Source organism: Rhodanobacter sp. UC4443_H10, assembly GCF_052978325.1.
Window position 1 is genome coordinate 114,413 of sequence record NZ_CM129668.1, and the last position, 23,308, is coordinate 137,720.

Below are 23,308 nucleotides of genomic sequence, written 5' to 3' on the forward strand. Positions count from 1 at the left end.
ATCAGTCGGCGACGGGCGCCGGCTCTCGGGTTTCCGGCGCGTTCGCCGGGGTAATCAGCGTGATCGGCGTGGGCAACGGTCGTGCGGCGCGTTCGCGCTTCTTGCGTTGCTGTACCACCGGTGGGCACTTGTGGTCGTTGACGCGGGTGACCTGGCAATCCAGGCAGTAGTGGCATTCGTTGAAGTCGATGCGGCCATCCGCATGGATCGCCTTGACCTCGCACTCGTTGGCGCAGACCTGGCAGGGGCTGCCGCACTCGGGGCGTCGGCGCAGCCATTCGAACAATCGCCAGCGTCCGGACACGGCCAGTCCGGCACCCAGCGGGCAGACATAGCGGCAATAGAACTTGTGGTTGAACGCGGATACGCCGACCAGCAGCACCGCGTAGAGCACGTAGCTCCACGAGCGCGCGAAGTGCAGCGTGAACGTGGTCTTGAACGGCTCGATCTCGGCGTAGTGCTCGGCCGTGTTGAGCGACTGCAGCGACATGCCGAACAGCACCAGCAGGATGACGTACTTCAGCGCCCACAACCGCTCGTGCACCGCCCGCGGAAACTCGAACTGCGGCACGTGCAGCCGCTTGGCCGCCTTGTTCACCAGCACCTGCAGCGCACCGAACGGGCACAGCCATCCGCAGTACACGCCGCGCCCGAGCAGCAGCAGGGTGGCGGCGACGAATACCCACAGGATGAAGATCAGCGGGTCCATCAGGAAGGTTTCCCAATGGAAGCCGTGCAGCACCGACTGGATGAAGGTGAAGATGTTCACCACCGACAGCTGCGCCAGCCCGTGCCAGCCGATGAACACCAGCGTGTAGATCAGGAAACCGGTGCGCACGCGTTCGAGCAGCACGGGCCGCGTCACCAGCCAGTCCTGGAACAGCAGGACCAGCGTCAGCACGGTCAGCCCCGCCAGCAGCACGGCGATGTCGATGCGCCGGCCGTACCAGATCTTCTGCCACAGTGCGGCGTCGGCCGGCAGTGCATCGGACTGCGAGTCGGTGCTGCTCTCCGGTCGGGTGGTGTAGACCGCCGGCATGCGGTAGTCGCGGGTGAAGGTGTGGTAGATGCTCTGCAGCGGGCCGACCTGGCGGTTCACCATCAGTTGCAACGTCCACGGCCGGGTCGCGTCGAAACCGCTGCCGCTGTTGCGCACGATGAAGATCGCCTGCTCGGCGAACGCCGGCTTGCCACGCAGCGGGGTGTCGTTCAACTGCACCAGGTCGGTGTCCTTGAACAGCACCAGCTTGCCGTCCTGCAGCACGTGCACGCGGTCGAAGATGCCGCCGCGCACATAACCCACGCCCTTGAACGAATAGATGCCGTTGGCCATCACCGCGATCGCCGAGTCGCCGGGCTTGAGCTGCTTCATCAGGTCGGCGTGGGCGGTCGGGCCGAGCAGGTTGCGGCCCACCGTGGGCGGGGTGACGTCGGCGAAGTACAGGTCGATGAAGACATCGCCCTCGTGGCCGGGCGCCGGCGCGGTGGGATCGTCGACCAGGCCGCTCTCCGGCTGGCCCTTGAAGGCGTCGGTGATCGCCTGGCGCTTGAGCTGCAGGTGGGCGATCGCGCCGTTGCCGGTCAGCGTGTCCCAGTCGGCCCGCTGGTAGTAGTCGGTGCGCACCGCCGCGGTCCTGGCGTCGGTGTCGGTCGCGCCGGCGATCAGCTTGCGCGAGGCGGCCACCTTCAGCGCCGAGTTCATGATCGTCTCGTTGACCACCATCGAGGTCACCGTGGCGCTGCTGATCGCGTCGATGCGCACGCTGCCGCTGGCACCGCCGCCGACCACGATCTGGTCGTCCACGCGATGGCCGATGTAGCGCGCCACGAAGTCGTACAGCTTCTGCACGGGGATGCCGACCAGCAGGATCGGCTCGTGCTGCTCCAGCACGCGGGCGTCGCGGATGCTGCCGTCGGTGCCGATCGACACCAGCAGGTTGATCGGCGCGCCCGAGTACGCCGGCACCGGCGCCACCATCACCGTCTCGAACACGTAGCCGATGATCTTGTCGCCCCGGTACACCGCGGCCGCCGGCGGCGTGCCTTCGATGTCGCCGTAGCGGGTGGCCTGCGGAAATACCTCGTGCAACTGCGGGTGCTTCGCATCGATGCCGGCCAGCGCGGCGGGTGCCGGCAACAACAGGCACAGCGCCAGCAGCAGGCGGGTGACGAGCGGGCGTGACAAGCGCATCACGCGCGCTCCGCCGTGCCGGCGATCAGCGGCAGGTCGCGCGAGCGCCAACGCTGCCCGCCCGTGCGCGAGAACGCCAGCCACTGCTGGTCCTGCGCGTCCATCAGTGCAGACAGGCGCGGCAGCTCCAGCGAGAACGCCGCCGTGCTCATGCCGTCGGCCAGCACCGAACGCTGCGCCATCACGGTGACGCTGGAATAGCTTTGCGGCGACCAGCCGGTGCGCGGGTTGACGATGTGGAACAGGCGCCGGTCGGCGGAGAAGAACACGCGGTAATTGCCGGACGTCGACACCGCCGCGTTGCGCAATTGCAGCACCACTGCCACGCGGCTGACGTCGCGTGGATCGACGATGCCGACGTTCCAGTGCCGCGCCGGGTCGTTGCCGCAGATCGCCTGAATGTCGCCACCGGCGTCGATCAAGCCGTACTCGATGCCGGCGCCGCGCAGCGCGGCGATGCCCTGGTCGACCACGTGGCCCTTGGCGATGCCGTCCAGCGTGATCGCCATGCCCGGGCGCAGCAGCCGCGCGCCGCGCGCATCGAGTGCGAGGTCGCGGTAGCCGACCAGCGCGTCGCGGCTTTCAGCCACGCGCTGCTCGTGCGCGTCGGTGGCCGCCGTGCCGCGCAGCGTTTCGAAGTAGCGCAGCACCGGCAGCACGGTCGGGTCGAACGCGCCGTCGGTCAGTCGCGACAGCGACAGCGCCTGGCGCAGCACCGCATCCAGTTGCGCCGGCACCTGCGCCAGCCGGCCCTCGCGGTTGAGTCGCGCCAACGGGCTGGCGGGATCGAAGCGAGTCAGCTGCGCGGCGGTCGCGGCCATGCGCGCGAACGCCGCCTCGATCGCCACGCCCGCGGCTTGCACGTCATCGGCCAGGCAGGTCACCGCCACCGAGGTCTGCATCAGCGTGCGCTCGCGGCGCACCTGCCACAGGTTCTGCTTGCGCTTGAGCACCGCCCAGCCGCCGCCGGCCAGCAGGCCGCCGGCGATGGCGAGCTGGCCGGCCTGCTTCAGCCAGCGCCGGCGTTCGGGCGAACGCAGGTCGTCGGAAGCGGAGGGACGGTGCATGGGATGTCTCCCGGGATGAGTGATTGAACGCGTGCGGGCGGGCGAGGTCAGGCCGTGGCAGCCACGCGTGGCGGCGGCTCGGCGACGACGTCATCGCGCTCGGCATCGCGCACGCCCAGGCGCCGCTGCAAGGCCGGGCTGGTGGTCGTGTACTGCAGGTTCACCTTGTCGCCGGGGTGCAGGTGCGCGTGCACGGCGAACGCGCACAGCGCGCTTTCATGGAAGCCCGACAGGATCAGCTTCTTCTTGCCCGGGTAGGTGTTGATGTCGCCCACCGCGAAGATGCCGGGCACCGAGGTCCGGAAGGTCGCCGGGTCCACCACCAGTTGCTGGCGTTCCAGCGCCAGTCCCCATTCGGCGATCGGCCCCAGCGCCGGATGCAGGCCCCAGAACACCAGCAGGTGCGAGGCCGCGATGCGCTGGACCATGCCGCTGCGCGTGCGTACGCGCACCTGCGCCAGTGCGTCGTTCGCCGTTTCCAGGCCGACGATGTCGCCTTCGCAGAACTGCATGCGCCCCTCGTCGCACAAGGCCTGCATGCGTGCCACGCTGGCCGGCGTGGCACGGAAGCTGGACGAGCGGTGCACCAGCACCACGCTGCGCACGCGCTCGACCAGCTCCAGCGCCCAGTCCAGTGCCGCGTCGCCGCCGCCGGCGATCACGATGTCCTGGTCGTCGAACAGCGCCGGCTGGGTCACCTTGTAGTGCAGCGTGCGGCCCACCAGCGGCGCGGCTTCCGGCAGGTTCAGCGTGCGCGGTGCGAACGCGCCCAGGCCACCGGCGATGATCACCGCGCCTGCGTCGAACGCCAGCCCGCCGCTGGTCTGCAGGCGGAAGCGACTGTCCTGCATGCGTTCCAGCGAGGTGACGGTGTGGCCCAGGTGGAACTGCGGCGCGAACGGCCGGATCTGCTGCTGCAGCCGCGCGATCAGCTCGTGCCCGCTGCACACCGGCACCGCCGGGATGTCGTAGATCGGCTTGTCCGGATACAGCTCGATGCATTGCCCGCCGGCATGCGGCACGGCATCGACCACGTGCGCATCCAGCCCGAGCAGGCCCAGCTCGAAAACCTGGAACAGGCCGACCGGGCCTGCGCCGATGATGACGGTGTCGCAGCTGATCATGGATCGCGCCCGCTTGTGGACAGGGCGGATCATGCGCGTGCGCCACGCGCTCACGTTTGACTGTGGTCAACTTGGCCCGGGTGGCCCATGCGGTCGAATGTCGCGCCGGCATTGACGCACGCCGCGCGACGGGGTGCCTCCGCGATCAGTCGAGTTCCGGCGGCGCACAGCGCTGCCGCATGCCGCCGGTTACCTCAACCCAGGCGTGCCCACGCCCGCACCGGGAACGTGCCCATGCCTGCCATGCGCATCGGCACGGCGGAGAAGCGCAGCTTCTCGGCGGGCAGCATGGCGAGTGAGGCGAGGTTCTCGACGATCGGGATGCCGGCGGCCAGCAGGATCGAGTGGGCGGGGCGTTGCGGATCGCCGGTGTCGTCGATGTTGAGCGCGTCGACGCCGACCAGCACCGCGCCGTGGTCGCGCAGGTACTCGGCGCCGTCGCGGCTGAGGAAAGGTTGCGCCTGCAGGTAGGCACTGGTGCCCCAGCGGGCGGCCCAGCCGGTATCGAGCAGTACGGCGCGCCCGCGCACGTCCAGTGCCGCGAGCGCGGCGCGGTCGATGCTTCGACCGCGCATGCCCTGCAGGTGGATGACCACGGCATCCACGTCGGCGATGTCGCCGAGCGGCAGCTGGGCGACGTCGGCGGCGCCGGGGTAGCGGTGGGAGGGTGCGTCGATCGCGGTGCCGGAGTTGGCCACCATGTCGATGCGCGCAATCTGGAACGTCACGCCCTCGGCGTAGCGGCCGATGCTGGCCTGGTGGCTGAGATGGTCCGACACGCGGGGCGCGGGCAGACCGGGGTAGACCTCCTCGCCGCTGTGCACGACGTGGGCGAGGTCGATCAGGTCCGGCCGGACGGCGTTGCCCGGCGCGGCTTGCGGCTGGCGCTTGTGACGTTCGCGGATGATCGACTTGTTGAGGATGCGCACGGCGCCGACCATCAGCAACCGCATGTCGCGCACGATGTAGTCGGCCAGCGCCGCGTCGTCGATGTCGTCGCCGTCGATGTCGAGCCGGAATCCCTGGCCCTGGATGCCGCCGCCGTTGGAGAAGTCGACTTCGAAGTCGAAACAGGCGCGGCATTCTTCGGTGGATCGACTCATGTGGTTTGCTCCGGTCTCGCCTACATTCTCCCGTGTTCCAGCGGTCGCTGCCGATGCATCAGGGCCCACTCGGCGTGTTCGGCCAGGGCGGCCTCGCCCAGCGCGTGGAGGATGACGCGTTGCTCGGTGGCGTTGGTGGTTCGGGCCAGCGCCTTGCGCGCCTCGTCGAAAATGCGTTGCATGAAGCGGTATTGCTTGATGAGTTCCTTGTCGGCCTTCTTGAACGCATAGGCCTCGCGCACGGCGGCGAGGATCGACAGCACGCCCATGATGACCACCAGCGTGTTCTTGGTATCGGCGGCCAGGTGGTGTGCGAGCGCCGCCAGCACGATGCTGATGCCGATGCCGGCAAGCAGGCTGGCGAAGCCCAGCATTTCGGTAAAGCGATGCTGGCGCGTGCGCTGCGCGGCCTTGCTGCGGAAGTAGTCCACCTGGCCACCATGCGCGTCGTCGCCGACCCATTCGCTGATGACCTCGCGCAACTCGCTCTCCGGGTTGCCGCTGCCCGGCACGCGGTCGAGTGCGGCGCTGCGCATCACGTTGCGCGTCCAGCCAAGCTCGATGTCCTGTTTCTGCATGAAGCTGTCCTGCGCAAACTCGGGATCGCCGGTGAGCGAGATCCCGGCGCGGCGCCAGTAGCCTTGCACGCGCAGGCCTTCCGCCAATGCCCGGTAATCCAGGTATTTGCGATGCCAGCCGCGGCGCCTGGCGAGCGTGGCCACCCATACGCCGCCGGCGAACAGCAGCAGGAATACGTAGATGAAGTCGTCCTGGTCGGGCAGGTTGTCGTAGATCGTGAAGGCGATGGCCATGATTGCTGCCAGCGTGTAGAGGGTCCGCATCGCCAGCAGCACGCGCTGGCGGAAGTGCACCGCCAGCCAGTCCGCTGCGCGAAACAGGGCCGCCTCCGGTCGCGCCAGCGTCGCGGTGTCGCTCGATGCCTTATCGGTAGCGGCGCTGCAGTGGATCTCGCTGCGGTATTTCAGGCAATCTGCGTCGAACTCGGCCATGCGCGCGAAAGTCTGGTGGAACATCGCAGGCATCGGCACGTCGGGCAATGAAACTTCGGTCTGCGTGCGCCACAGCAGCTGCCCTGGCTGCAGTGGCGGGAGCGGCGCGCCGTCGTCGGTATCGCGCGAGCAGACGATCTGGCAGACCAGCCGCTCGTCGCCGCTGCCCAGCAGGTGATGACGGCCGCCGCGGCGGCGCTCGGTCAGGCCCGGCATCACGCCGTTGAGAAAAAACTCCGCCACCTGGGCAGTACCGCCGAGCCGGGTCGACGTCTTGCCGTCCCAGATCGCCAGCAACAGATGGCAGTGCCGTGCGATGAACACGCCGGCCCGTCCGTACTGCCGATCGCGCTGGGGGCCAGGGCTGCCGATGCCGCGGGGGGTGCTGTCCGGCAGCAGCGGCAGCTCGATCACCCGGGCACGCGCGGCGAGCGCATCGAAACGGTCGCGGGTGGCCGCGTGGTGGAAGTCCTCGACATAGAGTTCGCGCGGCAACGGCAGCGGCGCGATCAATCGCGCGCCGAGCGCCAACGCCTCTTCCGCCACCAACTGGTCGCCGCCCTCGGCCAGCGCGGACAGCACCACCAGCGGCAGCGCGGGAAAATCGCGCTGCAGTTGCGCCAGGAATTCCCGCACGCGGCGCCGCACCAGGTCGACTTCGCGGGCGGGAATGTTGCGGTGGCTGGTGACGCCGATCACCAGCGGTACGCTGGCAGGTGCGAGGAGGCGAGGTCGATGTTCCATGGTGGGCAAGGGGTCGCGTCAGGTAATTTCGATTTTCGGATGGCGCCAACGCCTTGAGCGGATGAAGGCGGCAAGCCTTGCTCAGGCCTGCCGCCTGCGCCGCCTTGCTAGTTGTTTTTGATCCTCGGGTCTGTGGTGGTGTCGGGAGATACGCAACTCTGACTGCCAATCGCACAGGCGAACCAGTTGCTGATGGCATCCATGACCGAGTCCGAGGAACCCGCGGCCGGCGTACCGGCACTGGCAAGTGCCGAAGTCGCCGCCAAGGCGATGCCAAAAGCTACAGACAATGCGATGCGCTTTTTCTTGGTTTCATCCTCACGTTATGCGGAAATGCCTCATTGAACATCGATTATTTCGGTACAAGAGCCGGCGTGTTTCGTTATCCGCTCGTGGCTGGTCTCCTTCAGTTCGCTAATCGGTCGGCATCGGGCGCGCAGATATTGCGGTGGCTGGTCACGCCGATCACCGCGATACGCTCGCAGGTGCGAGGGGGCAAGATCGATGTTCCATGCGAGGCACTGGGTTAGTGTCAGAGGTTCTTGATCTGTGGGTTGGTCGTTGTGTTCGGCGAGAGCGTGCCCAACTGTTCCACGTTCTGGTCGGAGTCGCGGTTGCTATCCTGGGTCTGGTCGTCTGGCTGCGGTTCGGCCGGGATGTTCTGATTGTCTTTGCTGGTCTTTGGCATGATGGTCTCCAGGCTTGACTGGTATGCGATGTTGCCGTTCGGATCGAGGTACCCTTGGCATTGCTTCCTCGCTGTCCCTGCGCCAAAGCGCCTGCATGGTGGCGCTACAGGTTCTTGATCACCGGATTCGTCGTGGTGGCCGTAGGCAGCGTGCTGATGGTCGAGTATGGGGCGCCATTGATCGTCGCGCAGAGCTGGTAGATCCACTCGCCGCTCGAGCTGGTGCTGTCGTTGGCATCGGTGATGGTGATCTTGTCGCCGTTGTTCGCGAGTTGCGCCTGACCGAACACGCCGGATGGAGGCGATTGGATCCAGGCGAACCCGGGATGGGTCGGATCGCTGATCGCATTGAATGATCCCGGGCTCACGCCGGGGCCGCTCAGGTGCCAGGTGATCGTCACCGACTGGCCGTGGGCGATCTGGTTTCCGTTACCCGACTGGTCGACGTCGAGGCTGCCGTTTTTCAGTGTCACCTCAAGTGTTACGTTGGGCATGTCGTACTCCTGCAGGGATCGATGGGCGGCGTGGAAGGCGGGCCGCAGCGCCTTGATTCAGGGCTTCGGGTGCGGCGTGCGCACCGCTGCCGTGACGGGCGCCGGAGTGCTGGCGTCGACCTGCATGATCTGCGCGATGCGCGTCGCGAAGGCGGGGTTTTCCGGGTAATCCACGCGGGCACGCCGCAGGATCGCCAGCAGCGCCGGGTCGCGGTAACCGGCATTCCAGAGGCGCTCGATCAGCAGCCTTGCTTCGGCATTTTTCTGCAGGCCAAGCAACGCCTCGACCTGCAGCGCGAGCAGGCGCGGATCGTCCTTGCCGTCCTTCACCGATTGGCTCGCCTCCCATGCCTCCTCGCGCAGCCGTCGTGTCGCTGCTGCGTCGCTGGCGGTGTCGGCGAGCAGCAGCTTCGCGGACAGCGTATCCAGCACCAGGCCGCGGTCATCCGGTTCCTTGGCGAGTAACGGTTGCAGGATGTTCATGGCGACCTGCACCTGCGCCTGCGCCGCCGCGGACTGTCCGCCGGCAAATGATTGCGCGGCCTGCTCGCTGCGTGCCGCGGCGTCAATCTGCTGCCATGTAACGTTTGCTGGATCCTGTCGAGTGAGCCTGGACAGGATGGCCAGCGCTTGTGCGGCCAGCGTCCGTGCCGCCGGCAGGTCCCCGTGCAGGCGTTTCAGGCGGCTCAATTGCACGAGATAGAGCGCCGATTTTGCCTGAAAGCCGGTTTGCGTCGGCGCGATCGCGATCAGCTGGGCGGCGATGTCGACCGCCTGCTGGAGGTCGCGGATGCCCGCGTCGACGTCGCCGGTCAGGGCCAGCGTGCGGCCTAGGATCGCGCGCACCCGCAGCATGTTTTCGCGCTGGTCATTGTTCTTGGGGTCGGCGGCGGCAAGCCGGGTTTCGATCGCGTCGTCGGCGTGGTACTCGGCGATCGCCTCTGCCAGATCGCCACGCTGCAAGGCCAGCTTGCCGAGATTGTTGTGTGCAATCCCCAATGCAGCCGACCAATCAGTGTTGACGGGATTGGCCGCGACCAACCCGCGACCCAGTGCCAACGCGTTCCGGTAGGCGCTGGCGGCGGCGGCCGGCTGCCCGCGTGCTTCCAGCACGTGACCGATATTGCTGTTGACGTTCAGCAGTTCGAACTTCAGCGACAGGTCATTGCCGGCACGCGCCTGTGCCTGCTGCAGCACGTTCTGCGCGGATTCGAAATCCCGCCAGGCGGCGTCCAGCTTGCCCTGATACCAGTCGGTCATGCCGACGAAGGACCACGACCGGGCATGGGCGACCTGCCGCGCCGCGTCGCCGGGTGCTTCCTCGGCGAGGCGCCCGGACAGCTGCAGGGCTGCCCGATACGACTCCATCGCGCCGGACAGGTTGCCTTGATCCAGGCGCACGCTGCCGATCTTCTCCAGTGCCTTGGCGCGCTGCTCCAGGGTCTCGTCGGTGACATCCGTGGCCGGCAGCGACTGGAAGTAGGCCATCGCTTTGTCGTCGACGCTCTGCATGATGTCCAGCCGGGCTGCTTGCGCCAGCTTGTCGTTCAGATCGCCGAGCATGAAGCCGACCAGGGCCTCGGCCTGCTTCTGCCGGCGCTGCGCGGCCTGGCTCGCTTCCACCGCGGCGTGGCGCGAAACGATGGCGAGGACCGCCAGCGTGGTGGTCACCGTCATCACGGTCACCGCCAGCGCCGCCACCATCGTCATCCGTCGCGCGCGCCGCCGCAGCTCGCGCTGCTTGAGCACGTCGAAGCCCACGTCGAGCATCCCGGCGATCAGTTTCAGCTTGGCGTTCGCCTTGCCGTCCTTGTCCGGGCGGGCGTCGGCAGCGATGGGCTCGGCGCGTTGCGTGGCCAGCCGGCCGGTGGCGTCGAGCTCGAAGCGCAACGCGGGGGCGAAACATTCCTCCGCCTCGCGGCCGGGCAGGTCGCTGGCGTTCGGTTCGCCGTCCACGATCAGGCACAGGATGCGCTCGTCACGACCGAGGCGCTTGTACGCCAGCACTTCCTCGCTCACCCAGTGCGACGCCGCCGAATGCGGCGAGCAGATCACGATCAGGTTGGCCGATTGCTCCAGCGCCTCGATGATCTTGCGGCCGAGGTCGTGTGCGGTGGCCAGTTCGTCGCGGTCGCGGAAGATCGGCGTGAGGCGTTTCGGGATGGGGCCGGCCGTGGTGATCTGCCCGACCAGGCGTTTCGGCACCGCATAGGTTTCCAGCGCCTTGTGGAGCCAGTCGGCCCAGGTCTTGTCCTGGTGGCTGTAGCTGATGAAGGCGTAATACCGGAACCCTGGTGATCCCGTGCCCTGCGTCATGACATCCGGCACTCCCGTGCCTGGTCATGCAGTCCCTTGCGGGTTGTCCCCGCGTCGAGACGGCCGGCAGCAGCTCAATCACTACCGTGTCGGTGGTCTGTGCGTCGGCGCAACATAGCACCAATCATGAGAACTGCGTCACACTTTTCGGCACGCCGCGCCGGGTGGCGGGGTGGCGGGAGCCATGCCGCCCCGCGGCGGCAACGCGTCGGACCTGCGAGGCCCGGGCGCCCGGGCATGCGAGGTCGTGGTCTCAGCCGGCTTCCGGTTGCAGCGTCAGCGTGTGCGTGGCCTGGCCCGGCAGCAGCGGAGTGGGACGCCCCTGAACCCAGTCCTGGTGCCCTGCGCCGAAGAACGGCGAGAGCGGGTTGTCGCTCTGGCCGCCGGGCATTTCCAGGATGCCGCGGTCTTCGTGGCCGGGGGAGACGTCGAGCCGTTCGGAGGCGCCGAAGCCCGGTACCGCCACGCGCGGCATGTTGTGGTCGCCGGGCAGCGGCTGGTCGGGCATGTCGATGACGCGCGCCAGCCATGCGGGCAGGGCGGCGGCCAGCGGATGCCTGATGTCGCTGCGATTGATCTCGCCCCAGTGGCGCGCGGCGAGGCCGCCGGGTTGCCGGTCGAGCTGCCGCGCCACCTGGAGCGCGGAGTCGGTGAGCAGGGCAGGCCAGTCGGGATACTTCGGATCGAGCAGCCAGTCGGGTCGCGCGTGGATCAGCATCCACACCGCCGCTTCCGGGCTGTGCTCGCCGGGCCAGCGGAAATCCGCATGGCGTTGTTTCACCCGCGCGACGAACGGCGCCAGCACCGCCTGGCTGACCTGTGTGCGGAAAGCGCGCACCAGCCGGTAGTCGACGCTGTCGACGGCGGCGCGGCCGCGCCAGTGGCGGGTGAGCCGGCTCATTTGCTGCAGCAGCGGGTCGTGGCTGTCGGCCAGTGTGCGTTGCAGCAGCGCCTGCCAGCGGGTGAGGAACACCGCGCGGTTGTCGAGCTGGATGTCGAGCAGGTCGCCGGGAGTGAAGCTGGCGCGCGCGTGCAGGTCGTCGCGGATCTGCTGCGCGCGCGCGCCGAGGTCGTGGCCGCCGTTGCCGAGCAGGGCCAGCGCGGCGCCGTCCACGGTGCGGTTGTTGGCGGTCCACAGCCGTCCGTCGGCGGGATTCTCGATGCGCGGATACTGCGCAGGCGCGGCCCAGCCCTGCCAGCCGCTGCCGGGCACGGACCAGTCCGCCGGCTGTTGCGGGTCGAAGCCGGCGCGCAGCGGGATGCTGTTGCCCGCGATCGTCCAGCCGATGTCGCCGCCGCTGTCGGCCACCAGCAGGTTCTGCGGCGGCATGCCCAGGGCAGGCGCCAGCTGCAGCGCATCGGCCACGTTCGCCACGTGCTCCATCTGCAGCAGGCCGAGGTTGTAGGCGCGCGGCTGCTGCGCGATCCAGGCCAATGCCAGCGGCGTGCCGTCGGTGTCGGTGGCCATGATCGGACCCCAGCGGGTGTCCTCCACCTCCAGGATGGTGTCGGGCCGGCCCTTGACCTTGATGCGTTCGGCGTGGGTCTGCAGCGTGGCCCAGCCGCCGGGCACCTTGTAGCGGCCCGGGTCGGCCGGGTCGCGCTGCACGCGTACCCAGTCGGCCCAGTCGCCATAGCTGTTGGTGAAGCCCCAGGCGACCTGGCCGTTGGAGCCGGCGATGATCGCGGGGGTGCCGGGCAGGCTGACGCCGTTGACGTCGCGCTGGCCGTGCGGCGCGCCGGCGTCGGCATAGCGCAGGCGCATGCGGAACCAGATGTTGGGCACGCGCAGGCCCAGGTGCATGTCGTTGGCCAGCATCGCCGCGCCGTCGCCGGTGAGCCGGCCGGCCACGGCGAAGTTGTTGCTGCCCGGGCGCGGCGCGTCCAGTGCCGGCGCCAGTGCCGCGGCAAGGCCGGTGCTCGTCGCGCTGGCCGGTGCCAGGCGCAGGTCGAACACCTGCGCGTCGGGCACCACCGGCGAGCGTGACAGTCGCCCGCGCAGCGGCGCCTCCCAGTTCGGGTCGGGCGCGAGCAGGAAATCCACCAGCGACGCCGGCAGCACGTCGCGCATCTGCGCGATGCGCAACTCGCGCTCGTTGCGGCCGCCGCTGTTGAGGTCCAGGTACATCGCCGCGATGACCAGTGCACTGTCCTGCGGCCGCCACGCCTGGGGCTGGCTGCCCAGCAGCAGGTATTCCCACGGCCGCACGTGCAGGTCGGCCAGGCCTGCGTTGACGCCGGCGGCGTAGCGGCGCAGCACCTCCTGCTGTGCCGGCGGCAGCTGCGCCCACGCCGCGTCGGCCACCGCGCGCAGGCGATGGCGGCGGTGGTCCAGATCCAGCGGCAGGGCGGCCGGCCCGACCAGCGCGGCCAGTTCGCCGGCGCTGGCCCGGCGCATCAGGTCCATCTGGAAAAAGCGCTCCTGCGCGTGCACGTAGCCCATCGCCCAGGTGATGTCGGCGCGGTTGCCGGCAAGGGTGACCGTGCCCCGCGCGTCGCGGCTGATCGTCACCGGCGCGCGCAGCGCCGCCACCGTGCGCGTGCCGTCCAGCCGCGCGCGGCCGCCGGCGAGCAGCCACCAGGCGGCGGCGAAGGCGAGCAGCAGCAGGACCAGCAGGCTCAACAATCCGGCGCGCGCGATGCGCCAGCGGCGAGTCGTCATGGGGTTTCCGTCGGGGATCAGGGCTTGGCGAACACGGCAAAGATACCGGCATAGGGCTTGACCATGAAGGCCGGCGCGCCGGCATAGCCTTCGCCGTCGACGTACAGCTGCGAAATGCTGCCGTCCAGGTAGAGCGCGTCACGGCAGCCCAGCTTGTCGCGGAACAGCCGTCCAAACGTGTGGAAGTTCACCGGCGCCTCGCTCACCGCGAACACCACTTCATGCGGCGATGGCGCGCACACGCCGCTGCGCCACTTGAGGCTGGCCGAGTCGTCGATGAACTGCTCGTTGAGCTTGCCGTCGATCAGCAGCATCGGGCCGGACTGGGTCGCCGCCTGCACTGCCTTGTCGTCGGCCTTGAACGCCTCGCTGGTGCGTACCGCGGCATGGCCGTCCGGGTAGATCGCGAACACGCCATTGGGCAGCAGCGAGAAATTGCCCGATGCGGGATTGCCGTGGACCAGGTTCAGTGGCACCAGCGTCTTGCCGTCCTCCACGTACAGGCCCAGCGGCGCAAACTTGTGGTCGTAGATGCCGGCATTGGCCGCGAACAGCAACCGTTGGCCATGTGCCTCGCCCCACTGGCGCAGGCTCTCGACGCTGCCGAACGGCTGGCCATCCTGCGGATTGCGCCAGTGCAGGCCCAACTGTTCGCGCTTGAGGTTGATGTGCACGACCCGGTACTGCTGCCCGGCAAACGCCACCTCGTCGCTGTCCAGCGCCCGCGCCTTCGACGTGCAGCCGGGCAGGGTGAGCAGCAGGCCGAGCAACACCGCGGCCGGCATCCAGCGGCGGCGGCTTCGGGCGGTCGAGTGGCATGGGATGCGGAAAGTCATCCCCTGATGGTCGCGGCGCAGCGGCGATCGCGCAACCCCGCGCGCGCAACGTTCTCCCGCCGTGGGTCCGGCGCGTCGCCATTCGCCGTTAAACTCGGGTTTTTGCCGCGGGAGCGCGATGCCCTACACGCCGATCGTCGCCACCCTGGGTTACGTGTTGTCGCCGGATCGCAGGCAGGTGCTGATGATCCACCGCAACACGCGGCCGGACGACCAGCACCTGGGCAAGTACAACGGGCTGGGCGGCAAGATGGAGCCGGGGGAGGACATCGCCACCTGCATGCGGCGCGAGATCCGCGAGGAGGCCGCGATCGAGTGCGAGTCGATGCGCCTGCGCGGCACGCTGAACTGGCCCGGCTTCGGCAAGCACGGCGAGGACTGGCTGGGCTTCATCTTCCTGATCGACGCGTGGCGCGGCACGCCGCTGCAGGGCAATCACGAAGGCGCGCTGGAATGGGTCGCGCGCGAGCGGCTGCTGGAGCTGCCGATGTGGGAGGGCGACCGCCATTTCCTGCCGCTGGTGTTCGACGACGACCCGCGGCCGTTCCATGGCGTGATGCCGTATCGCGACGGCCGCATGCAGTCGTGGTCGTTCAGCCGGTTCTGAAGTCGCCTCGCTTGCGCCCGCTCCTCCGCAGGAGCCCGCTGGCGGGCGATGCTCTTGGCTGGGAGACTCGCAAGAGCAAAAGCATCGCCGCGCCAGCGGGCTCCTGCGGTGACGTGCGCATGGGCGGGATCACGCCACGTCGGCCAGCCACGCCTCGCTGGAAAACCGTTCGCGCGCCAGCGCTTCGGCGCGGGCCAGCTCGCCGGCGCGCAGGACGTCGTCGGCGAGTCCGTGGCGCTGGCGGAAGGTGGCGATCATCCGCTCGATCACCGCCTCGCGCGGCAGGCCGGTCTGGCTGCGCAACGGGTCGACCCGCTTGGCTGCGCTGGTGGTGCCCTTGTCGGACAGTTTCTCGCGGCCGATGCGCAGCACGTCGAGCATCTTCACCGCGTCGATGTCGTAAGCCATGGTGACGTGGTGCAGCACCGCGCCGCCGCGATGCGCCTGCGCGGCGCCGGCGATCTTGCCGCCTGCGGAAGTGATGTCGTTGAGCGGCTGGTACCACGCCTTGATGCCCAGCGTGCCCAGCGCCTCGATCACCCACTCGTCCATGCACGCATACGCCTGCTGGAACGACAGGCCCTTGATCAGCGACAGCGGCGCGCAGATCGAATAGGTGATGGTGTTGCCCGGCTCGATGAACATCGCGCCGCCGCCGGAGATCCGCCGCACCACCTCGATGCCGTGGCGCCGCGCGGCTTCCATGTCGACCTCGTTGCGCAGCGACTGGAAGCGGCCGATCACCACCGCCGGGGAGGCCCACTCCCAGACGCGCAAGGTCGGCGGACGATGCCCGGCGCCCACCTCGTGCACCAGCACGTCGTCCAGTGCCATGTGCAGGCTGGGCGATTGCGGCGTGGTGTGGATCAACTGCCAGTCGTGGTCACGCCATTCGCTGCGCATCATGCGGCATCTCCATCCACGGCACGGCGCACGGCAATCGCGATCGCCTGCGCGGAAAGGCCATACATCATCACATCGTCCGCCAGCCCGTGCTGGATGGCGGTGGCGAGGGCAGCCTCGTCGGCATCCTGCGGCCGGCCTTCCAGCGCCCGGTTGATCGCGTGCAGCGCGCTGTCCGGCTCCAGGAAGAAATCCCCGCTCACCTGCACGCCGGCAAGCCGGCCGTCGCGAACCTCCAGGTCGACCACCACCAGCTTGCCGCCGGGCATCTTGTATTCGCCGTGCATGGGCGCGTTCCGCGTATCGTCTGGACAGACGTGCAGTTTGCCTCGTTGTCGGCACCGATGCCAAAGACGGCGACTTCAGACCGCTGCAATGTCCGTGTCTCCGACGAGCATGTGCAGGCCGTGCCTCGGGATCGGCTCAATCGGGCGCTGGAAGAACCCGCTTCGTGAGTCGCGGTCCAGGGTTTGGACGTTGGCTACGACCCCGGCCACACCAGCGAGCGGTGAATCTGCGCGCCGGCCCAGGCGCCGTCGCCCACCGCAAGCGAAACCGAGTGCGGGATCTTCGCGGCGTCACCGCAGGCGAACACGCCCGGCACGGTGGTCTCCCTGGTTTCGCCGGTGGATATCTGCAGGCCCATCGGCGTCTCGACCAGTTCACAACCGAGCTGTGCCGCGATCGGCGTCGAGGGTTCGTTCCGCGGCGCGGTGAACAGGCCGGCGAAGCTCATGCGTCGTCCGTCGGTAAGCACGACGTCGGCGTCTTCGTCGATCCGCACGATTCGCGTCGCTTCGACCGTCACGCCGCGGCGCGCCAGTTCCCGCGCGGCAGCCTCGTCGAGTTCGAACGTACCGTTGGGGAAGAACGTGGTGTTTCCCCACTCCGGCAGCAGTTGCGCCTGATGGATCGACATCGGCCCTGTCGCGATGACGCCGATGCGGCCCTGATCCAGTTCATAGCCGTGGCAATACGGGCAGTGGAAGATGCTCCTGCCCCAGCGCTCGGCCAGGCCGGGGATTTCGGGCAGCCGATCCGACACGCCGATCGCCAGCAGCAAGCGCCGGGCTGAATGCGGGGTGCCGCCACAGGCCACCTGGAAGTCGTCCCTCGTGCCCGTTGCTTGCTCGACCTCGCCATCCAGCCAGGTCAGCGTGGGATACGCGTGCAGTTGCTCGCGGGCAACGCGGGCCAGTGCGGCGGGATCGACGCCGTCCTGGCCCAGGAATCCGTGGGAATGACTGGCGCTGCGATTGCGTCGCTTGCCGCCGTCGATGATGAGCACGCTGCGGCGCGCCCGCAGCAGCTGCAGGGCCGCGGCCATGCCCGAGTAGCTGCCGCCGATGATGATCACGTCATGCTTCATGCCGGTGCCTCGACCGACGGGCGCCATGGCGGCGCGCGAAATCCGCGGCCAGCGCGGCCAGGGTGACCGACTCGAACCGTTGCAGCAGCAGTGCCTCGGCGTCGGCGAAGGCGGTATCCAGCGCCGCATTGATCGCCTGCTCGACGAGGCATTCGGGATGTTCATTCCGGTTGCCCACGGCGAACAGTGCAGGCTCGCCCAGCGCTTCGTGCAACTGGCGCAGCGTGACCTTGGAGAGATCCGTCGAAATGCGCCAGCCGCCGGCGTGTCCGCGATCCGCCGTGACCAGGCCGGCCTCGCGCAGCAGGCCCATGGTGCGGCGGACCACCACCGGATGCGTGCCCAGGCACTGCGCCAGCGCATCGGACGTCATCGGCGCATCGCACTCGGCCATGTGCAGCAAGGCATGGAGTACGGCGGAAAGTCGGCTGTCTCGTTTCATGTAACAAACGATGTTACGTTAGTGCCTCCATGTCAAGCGGGCGAGGGCAGCATGTCTTCTTTCAACGATCCCCAGGCGGTGGCGCGATACACGGACGGGCCGCTGCGGCAGGTGCCGGGATTGCATGCGCTCCACCAGATGACCGGCCTGCTCCTGCACGAGCACGTGCCCTCCGATGGGCGCGTGCTGGTGCTCGGCGCCGGTGGAGGTCTTGAGCTCAAGGCCTTCGCTGAGACCTACCCGCACTGGCGTCTGCTCGGCGTCGACCCGTCGGCGCCGATGCTGGAATTGGCCGTCCAGACGCTGGGGCCGCTGGCGCCGCGGGTGGAGTTGCTGGAGGGCACCATCGATGCGGCTCCGGCCATCGAATTCGACGGCGCGGTTTGCCTGCTGACCATGCACTTCCTGTCCGTCGCGGAGCGCCTGCAGGCGCTCCGCGAGCTGAGGCGCCGATTGAAGCCGGGCGCCCCGCTCGTGGTGGCCCATCACAGCGTTCCCGCTGCTCCCCACGCAAGGAAGCGCTGGCTGCAAAGGCACGTGGCCTTCATGGCTTCCAACGGCGTGCCGGTTGCGGACACGGCCAGGACGATCGAAGCGATGGCCAGCCGTCTCCCGCTGCTTTCTCCCGAAGCCGAGGTCGACTTGCTGGAGCAGGCCGGCTTCGAGCGGCATGAGCTGTTCTATGCGGCTTTCACGTTCAAGGGATGGGTGGCGTATGCGGCTTCGTGAAAATCCTCCAACCTCACGCCTCGATCGGCAAAGGCTTGCGCGACAGACGGACCGCGTGGATGCCGGGCCTCATCCTCTTGCCGGCCGGCAGCCATTCGATCGGGTCGCCGCGGGCGCACCGCATCCGGCGGGAAGCCACATGCTTCAGCGCGCGGTCATTCCGCCATCCACGCGGTAATTCGCGCCGGTCAGGAACTTGCCGCGATCCGACACGAGCAGCGCCACGACTTCGGCGATGTCCTCGGTGGCGCCGATGCGGCCAAGCGGCAGAAGCTGCAGCCACGCGTCCGTGGAAAATCCCGGCGTCGTCCTGGCGAATTCATCGGAACCCGGTGTCGCGATGACGCCGGGGGACACGACGTTCACGCGGATTGCCGGCGCGAGTTCCAGTGCGAGCGTGCGTGAGTAGTACTCGAGCGCGGCCTTGGCGGCGCCGTAATGCACGAAGGGGGCGAACGGCATCGCTGCCGCCGCGGAGGAAATGTTCACGACCGCTGCAGCTTTCGACTCCCGCAGCGCCGGGAGCAGGGCGTTGGCAAGGCGGATCGCCGCCTGGAGGTTGAGCGCGAAGCTGTCGGCCCATGCCTCGTCGGGGATCGTCCATGAGCCTTCCAGGAAGGCGTGCGCGCCGCCCGCGTTGTTCACCAGGATGTCGAGGCCGCCGAGTGCTGCGAGGGCCTGCGTCGCGACGGCCGCCACGCCTTCGCTCGTGGCGACGTCGCCGGACACGAACGTGGCGCCCGCGGGCATGTCCTTGTCGGCTTTACGTGCGACGACAACGACCTTGGCGCCGGCATCGAGCAGGCGCTGCGCGATCGCCGCGCCGATGCCGCGTGTGCCTCCGGTGACCAGGGCACGGCGGCCGGCAAGTTCTTTCGGGAAATCGGATGGGTTGGACATGGGATGTTCCTTGGTAGAGGTCGATGTTCATCGCGCCGTGATCCGGCCCGCGGGGTGGTCACGATCGTGTCGTGATCGCCCGGCATCGCTCACGGCTCCTTCTTGAATTTCGAATAGGTCGTGGAAAATCAGTGGGGCGGATGACTCGCGTCAGCGCTTCTGAAAAGCTCGTGGTGAATGCCGGCCGGGCCTGGCGCGTCAGATCTGCGCCAGCCCGCCATCGACGGCGAGCTCGCTGGCGGTCATGAAGCCGCTGTCCGACGACGCGAGAAAGGCCGCCGCCGCCCCGATCTCCGCCGGTTCGGCCATGCGCTGCAGCGGGTTCATCGAGGCGAACACCTTCATGCCTTCCTCGCCCACCGCGGCCTTGGCCAGTTCGGTCGCCGTCGGCCCGGGCGACAGCACGTTGACCCGGATGCCGGTGCCCTTCAGGTCCTGCGCGAAGGTCTTGGCGAGGTTGCGCACGGCGGCCTTGCTCGCGCTGTAGACGCCGAACGCCGGGGCGCCGGTGGTGCCGGCGCTCGATCCGGTCAGGATGATCGAGCCGCCCGGGCCCATCAGCGGCAGTGCCTTCTGCACCGTGAAAATCGTGCCCTTCACATTGGTGTCGAAGGTTTCGTCGATGTGTTCGGCGGTGATCTCGCCCAGCGGAAGCAGGCTGCCCGTCCCGGCGTTGGCGAACACGATGTCGAGCGTTCCGCGCTCGGCCTTCACCGTTGCGTAAAGCCGGTCGAGATCGGTCGGGTCCGAGACCGAACCCTGCACTGCGCGGGCGTTGGGGCCGAGTTCGGCCACCGCGGCGTCGAGCGCTTCCTGCCGACGGCCGTAGATGAAGACGAAGGCGCCGTCCTCGATGAAGCGCTTTGCCGCCGCGCGGCCGATGCCGGTGGCGCCGCCGGTGATCACCGCGGTCTTTCCATGCAACTTGCTCATGTCATGCATCCTGGATGGGATTGCAACTGCCGAAGCAGTGATGGGGATGGCGCGCCGATCGCGATCCTTGTCGCGATGGCCGTACGCGCTCAGGGCTGCTGCTTGAACAGGTCCTGGAAAATCAGCGGGCCCCAGACGCGGCCGCGTGCCTGCACCAGGGTGCCGCCTTCGTCGAACCTGCCGAGGTTGACGGGGGCGAAGCCGAGTCGCTTGGCAAGGTCCGCCACTTGCGCGGTGGCCGCTTCGTCGTCGCCCGACAGGAACACCACCCGGTGGCCGCCCTGGACGTTCGGGTCGGTGGCCAGCGTGCGCGCCAGCAGGTGATTGAAGCCCTTGACGAACCGGGCGCCGGGGAACGACCTGGCGGCGAAGGCCGAGGAGGGGAGGCCGTCGAGCGTTTCGACGGGGGCATTCGTGTTCATCGCGTCGATGATCGTCTTGCCCTTCCAGTCCGGAAGCGCCTTGCCGACGTCCTGGTGCGCCTCGAACAGCACCGCCAGGATGATCACGTCCGTCTTGACCGCTTCCTGCAAGGTCCCGGGGATGACCTTGGGGCCGATCGCCTGCGCTTGGGGCAACAGGGCTTCGGGCGGCCGCCGACTGGCGACCGTGACCTCGATGTCGTTGCGGGCGAACGCGCGGGCGAGGGCCTGGCCTATGGAACCGAAACCGATGATGGCGTAGCTCATGGGGATGATCCTTCTTGAGTGGAGTGATCCGGCCTGTTCGAGCCGGTTGCCCCACCCATCTGGGTCGCTTGACGCATCAATCCAATTGACGAAATATCGCTTGATACGATCTATTTTCTGGATAGCCGATGCTCGACAACGTCACCATCAACCAGCTGCGTGCGTTCGTTGCGGTGTGCGACCAGGGCAGCTTCTCGGGTGCCGCGCGCAAGCTCGCGCGGGCGCAGTCGGCCATCAGCCACGCGATCAAGGCGCTGGAGAGTGCGTTCGACGTCGAGCTGTTCGAGCGCAACACGCGCAAGGCCCAGCTCACCGCGGCGGGGCGCAGCCTTCTGCCGGACGCCCGGGCGGTGATCTCGCGTACGGAGGAAATGAAGAACCGCGCCGGCGCGATCGCCAAGGCCGGCGTGCCGCAGGTATCGGTGGCGGTCGACGCCTACTTCCCGCGCGCCCACCTGGTCGACGGCTTGCGCACGCTGCAGGAAGAGTTTCCGACCGCCGCGATCAACCTGCGCATCACCACCATGCAGGGCGGCGAAAAGCTGGTGCTCGAAAAAGTGTGCGCGCTGGCCGTCACCATCAACGACGTGCCGGAAGTGAACCCGCAAGCCATCGAACGCCACTGGCTGCGCGAGGAGGAGATGGTGACGGTATGCGCGCCGTCCTATCCGCTCGCTTCGACACCCAAACCCATCCCGGTGGACGAGTTTGGCCGCTACATACAGGTCATCGTCACGGACAACCAGCCCGGCGCCGAAGAGAGCCAACAGGGTGTAGCCGGCAAGCGCCAGTGGCTGGTCAACGACCTGGGCGCCAAACGCGACCTGCTCAAGGCCGGCCTCGGCTGGGGACACTTGCCACGGCACCTGGTCAGCGAGGATCTGGCAAGCGGAGCGCTCGTCGAGCTTGAGCGTCGCGCCTGGCACATGGGCCCGCTGACGTTCGTGATCTCGCAGCGGCGGGGGCACGATTTCTCGCCGTGCGAGTTGCGGCTGATCGAGTTGCTCGGGAAACCTCGGCGTTCGCTCGTTTGAAGAAGTGGGAGAAAAGTGTCGGGGGCAATGCGCGACGGATGATGAGGGGTGGAATGGCAGGTTGAGGCCCATCAAAGGAGACCTGGTGAGCTGGGCCGGGTTTGACTGATCCTCTCGGACGCACGCAGGGTGCCGAGCGAGAATTGCACGTCGAAGTCATGCATTTTCCTGAAGCCCGCGGAGCTCCCGCTTTCCGCGGCCGATCCCGATGCCGAGTCGGTGCTGCCCATTGATGCCGAGGAGGTTTCCATCTGCGTGGAACAGGCACTGCCTGCCTTGACCTGGTCATCCGCTACGGATGCATCCGGGGAAGTGGGCGAGGGCCAGGTGGAATTTTCCCGACCCGGTGGGCATGCGACCCGGTCACTGGCGCCGCACTGCTCGCGTCGCTCGGACTGCACCCCGCTGGTACGGCGGCTGTGCGATCAGTTCGGTTGGGTCGCCTTTGACGAGTCGCCCCTGCTGTTCAAGCCTCACCGTCCACCCCGGCACCGGGTTGAGGGAGACGTGGCTCATTGCCTTTTTCAGCTCCCCCATTCCGCAACCACGCGCGCGGGGACATGCCCACAGACTGGGTGAAAACCCGCGACAGTGACGACGCGTTGCGATAGCCGAGCTGCAGGCTCGCCGTTTTCAGCGAAGCGCCTTGGCGAAGCAGGGCCTGCGCGACGGCAACGCGCCATTGCGTGAGGTATTCGACCGGCGTGTGGCCGACGTGCTGCTTGAAGGCGGCGGCAAATGCACTGCGCGACATGCCGGCGGTCTCGGCCATGGCGGCCAGCGACCAGTCTGCGCCGGGCTGCTCGTGGATCGCCGTCAGTGTGCGCGCCAGCTTCGGGTCCGACAGGCCGGTCAGCATGCCCGGCGGCAGTTTCGCCTCTGCGGGATGGTCGAGCAGCCAGCGCAGCAGTTGCAGTACCAACACGTCGAACAGACGGTCGGCCAGCAGGCGCTGGCCGCAGCGTACCCGCTCGGCTTCCGCGAACAGCAGCGCCAGCGTCTGCTCCAGGCCGTCCACCGCCCGCAGCGGCAGCACCAGCAGCGGCGGCAGGGCGCGCGCCAGCGGATGCCGCGCGCCGCCATCGAAATCAAGCGTGGCGCAGACGAAATCCGAACCCTCGGCCGGCGGGTTGTGGAAGCTGTGCGCCAGCGGGCGCGGGTAGAACAACAGGCTCGGTTCGGCCACCTCGATGCGGCGCGGTACACCGCTGCGCGGGCGATGCGTCACCACCAGTTCGCCCCGTCGCAACACGTGCAGGAAACCCCGTCCCGGCCGGGCGTCGAATTGCGCCAACCCGCACAGCGCCCCGGCATGAAACAGGTGCGCCCGCACGTGGAAGCGCTCCATCAGTGACGACAAGCGGTCGAGGGTAGCCATGGTTTGCTTCCGCATCCTGGACGATCAGTGGTATTTCATGGACAAAATAACACCTGTGGAGGGCGCTCCGGGGCGACGCTGGCCCCACG

Annotated in this window: 22 protein-coding genes; 4 read left to right on the forward strand and 18 right to left on the reverse strand. The window is 68.1% G+C overall.

Annotation, left to right across the window (positions count from 1 at the left end; genetic code table 11):
* Position 1: 1 nt before the first annotated feature.
* The 5 genes from ACVCMB_RS00520 to ACVCMB_RS00540 form a co-directional block, all read right to left on the reverse strand.
* Positions 2–2,191: a 4Fe-4S binding protein gene (locus ACVCMB_RS00520; RefSeq protein WP_447105842.1), complete on the reverse strand. Its 2,190-nt coding sequence runs from the start codon at positions 2,189–2,191 to the stop codon at positions 2–4.
* Positions 2,191–3,258: an FAD:protein FMN transferase gene (locus tag ACVCMB_RS00525; protein ID WP_447105843.1), complete on the reverse strand. Its 1,068-nt coding sequence runs from the start codon at positions 3,256–3,258 to the stop codon at positions 2,191–2,193. The genes ACVCMB_RS00520 and ACVCMB_RS00525 overlap by 1 nt, the downstream gene beginning before the upstream one ends.
* 47 nt (positions 3,259–3,305) lie before the next feature.
* A complete protein-coding gene (locus tag ACVCMB_RS00530; protein WP_447105844.1) occupies positions 3,306–4,382 on the reverse strand; it encodes an NAD(P)/FAD-dependent oxidoreductase in 1,077 nt (358 codons plus the stop codon).
* Positions 4,383–4,576: 194 nt separating this feature from the next.
* Positions 4,577–5,485, reverse strand: a complete 909-nt coding sequence (locus ACVCMB_RS00535; RefSeq protein ID WP_447105845.1) for a cyclase family protein — start codon at positions 5,483–5,485, stop codon at positions 4,577–4,579.
* 20 nt (positions 5,486–5,505) lie between these two features.
* Entirely contained in the window at positions 5,506–7,239 is a 1,734-nt protein-coding gene (locus ACVCMB_RS00540) for a hypothetical protein (protein ID WP_447105846.1), read from the reverse strand.
* Positions 7,240–7,440: 201 nt separating this feature from the next.
* Here ACVCMB_RS00540 and ACVCMB_RS00545 point away from each other — a divergent pair, with 201 nt between their 5' ends.
* Positions 7,441–7,584 (forward strand): hypothetical protein, encoded by a 144-nt coding sequence (locus ACVCMB_RS00545; protein ID WP_395117365.1) that lies wholly within the window; start codon positions 7,441–7,443, stop codon positions 7,582–7,584.
* A gap of 187 nt (positions 7,585–7,771) precedes the next feature.
* Here ACVCMB_RS00545 and ACVCMB_RS00550 read toward each other — a convergent pair whose 3' ends face one another.
* The 5 genes from ACVCMB_RS00550 to ACVCMB_RS00570 form a co-directional block, all read right to left on the reverse strand.
* The gene (locus ACVCMB_RS00550; protein WP_168709697.1) at positions 7,772–7,927 is read right to left on the reverse strand and encodes a hypothetical protein; all 156 of its coding nucleotides are present in this window, start codon (positions 7,925–7,927) and stop codon (positions 7,772–7,774) included.
* A 104-nt stretch (positions 7,928–8,031) separates the two neighbouring features.
* Positions 8,032–8,421 carry a hypothetical protein gene (locus ACVCMB_RS00555; RefSeq protein ID WP_136259908.1) on the reverse strand — a complete coding sequence of 130 codons (390 nt, stop codon included), beginning with the start codon at positions 8,419–8,421 and terminating at the stop codon, positions 8,032–8,034.
* A 57-nt stretch (positions 8,422–8,478) separates the two neighbouring features.
* Positions 8,479–10,737: a TIR domain-containing protein gene (locus ACVCMB_RS00560; protein WP_447105847.1), complete on the reverse strand. Its 2,259-nt coding sequence runs from the start codon at positions 10,735–10,737 to the stop codon at positions 8,479–8,481.
* Positions 10,738–10,990: 253 nt separating this feature from the next.
* Positions 10,991–13,399, reverse strand: coding sequence for a penicillin acylase family protein (locus tag ACVCMB_RS00565; RefSeq protein WP_447105848.1), 2,409 nt, complete (start codon positions 13,397–13,399; stop codon positions 10,991–10,993).
* A gap of 17 nt (positions 13,400–13,416) precedes the next feature.
* The gene (locus tag ACVCMB_RS00570; protein ID WP_447107196.1) at positions 13,417–14,184 is read right to left on the reverse strand and encodes a phosphodiester glycosidase family protein; all 768 of its coding nucleotides are present in this window, start codon (positions 14,182–14,184) and stop codon (positions 13,417–13,419) included.
* Positions 14,185–14,353: 169 nt separating this feature from the next.
* On the opposite strand from ACVCMB_RS00570, the gene ACVCMB_RS00575 reads away from it, so the two are divergent.
* Entirely contained in the window at positions 14,354–14,842 is a 489-nt protein-coding gene (locus tag ACVCMB_RS00575; RefSeq protein ID WP_447105849.1) for an NUDIX hydrolase, read from the forward strand.
* 129 nt (positions 14,843–14,971) lie between these two features.
* Here ACVCMB_RS00575 and ACVCMB_RS00580 read toward each other — a convergent pair whose 3' ends face one another.
* From ACVCMB_RS00580 to ACVCMB_RS00595, 4 genes are all read right to left on the reverse strand, one after another.
* A complete protein-coding gene (locus ACVCMB_RS00580; protein WP_447105850.1) occupies positions 14,972–15,748 on the reverse strand; it encodes a lipoate--protein ligase family protein in 777 nt (258 codons plus the stop codon).
* On the reverse strand, positions 15,745–16,032 hold the full coding sequence (locus ACVCMB_RS00585; protein ID WP_395117375.1) for a biotin--protein ligase: 288 nt from the start codon (positions 16,030–16,032) through the stop codon (positions 15,745–15,747). The genes ACVCMB_RS00580 and ACVCMB_RS00585 overlap by 4 nt, the downstream gene beginning before the upstream one ends.
* Positions 16,033–16,226: 194 nt before the next feature.
* Positions 16,227–17,114: an NAD(P)/FAD-dependent oxidoreductase gene (locus tag ACVCMB_RS00590; RefSeq protein WP_447105851.1), complete on the reverse strand. Its 888-nt coding sequence runs from the start codon at positions 17,112–17,114 to the stop codon at positions 16,227–16,229.
* Positions 17,104–17,556: an Rrf2 family transcriptional regulator gene (locus ACVCMB_RS00595; protein WP_447105852.1), complete on the reverse strand. Its 453-nt coding sequence runs from the start codon at positions 17,554–17,556 to the stop codon at positions 17,104–17,106. Before ACVCMB_RS00595 ends, ACVCMB_RS00590 begins: the two co-directional genes overlap by 11 nt.
* A 51-nt stretch (positions 17,557–17,607) precedes the next feature.
* On the opposite strand from ACVCMB_RS00595, the gene ACVCMB_RS00600 reads away from it, so the two are divergent.
* A complete protein-coding gene (locus ACVCMB_RS00600) occupies positions 17,608–18,285 on the forward strand; it encodes a class I SAM-dependent methyltransferase (protein ID WP_395117381.1) in 678 nt (225 codons plus the stop codon).
* A 144-nt stretch (positions 18,286–18,429) separates the two neighbouring features.
* Here the strand turns inward: ACVCMB_RS00600 and ACVCMB_RS00605 are convergent, their stop codons facing one another.
* From ACVCMB_RS00605 to ACVCMB_RS00615, 3 genes are all read right to left on the reverse strand, one after another.
* The gene (locus ACVCMB_RS00605; protein ID WP_447100645.1) at positions 18,430–19,185 is read right to left on the reverse strand and encodes an oxidoreductase; all 756 of its coding nucleotides are present in this window, start codon (positions 19,183–19,185) and stop codon (positions 18,430–18,432) included.
* A 198-nt stretch (positions 19,186–19,383) separates the two neighbouring features.
* A complete protein-coding gene (locus tag ACVCMB_RS00610; RefSeq protein WP_447099295.1) occupies positions 19,384–20,118 on the reverse strand; it encodes an SDR family NAD(P)-dependent oxidoreductase in 735 nt (244 codons plus the stop codon).
* 89 nt (positions 20,119–20,207) lie between these two features.
* Complete coding sequence (locus tag ACVCMB_RS00615; RefSeq protein ID WP_447105853.1) at positions 20,208–20,807, reverse strand: NADPH-dependent F420 reductase; 600 nt, start codon at positions 20,805–20,807, stop codon at positions 20,208–20,210.
* A gap of 128 nt (positions 20,808–20,935) precedes the next feature.
* Between ACVCMB_RS00615 and ACVCMB_RS00620 the strand changes: the two genes are divergently transcribed.
* On the forward strand, positions 20,936–21,841 hold the full coding sequence (locus tag ACVCMB_RS00620; RefSeq protein WP_447099293.1) for a LysR family transcriptional regulator: 906 nt from the start codon (positions 20,936–20,938) through the stop codon (positions 21,839–21,841).
* 466 nt (positions 21,842–22,307) lie between these two features.
* On the opposite strand, the gene ACVCMB_RS00625 is transcribed toward ACVCMB_RS00620, so the two are convergent.
* Positions 22,308–23,219, reverse strand: a complete 912-nt coding sequence (locus ACVCMB_RS00625; protein ID WP_395117394.1) for a helix-turn-helix transcriptional regulator — start codon at positions 23,217–23,219, stop codon at positions 22,308–22,310.
* Between the last annotated feature and the right edge of the window lie 89 nt (positions 23,220–23,308).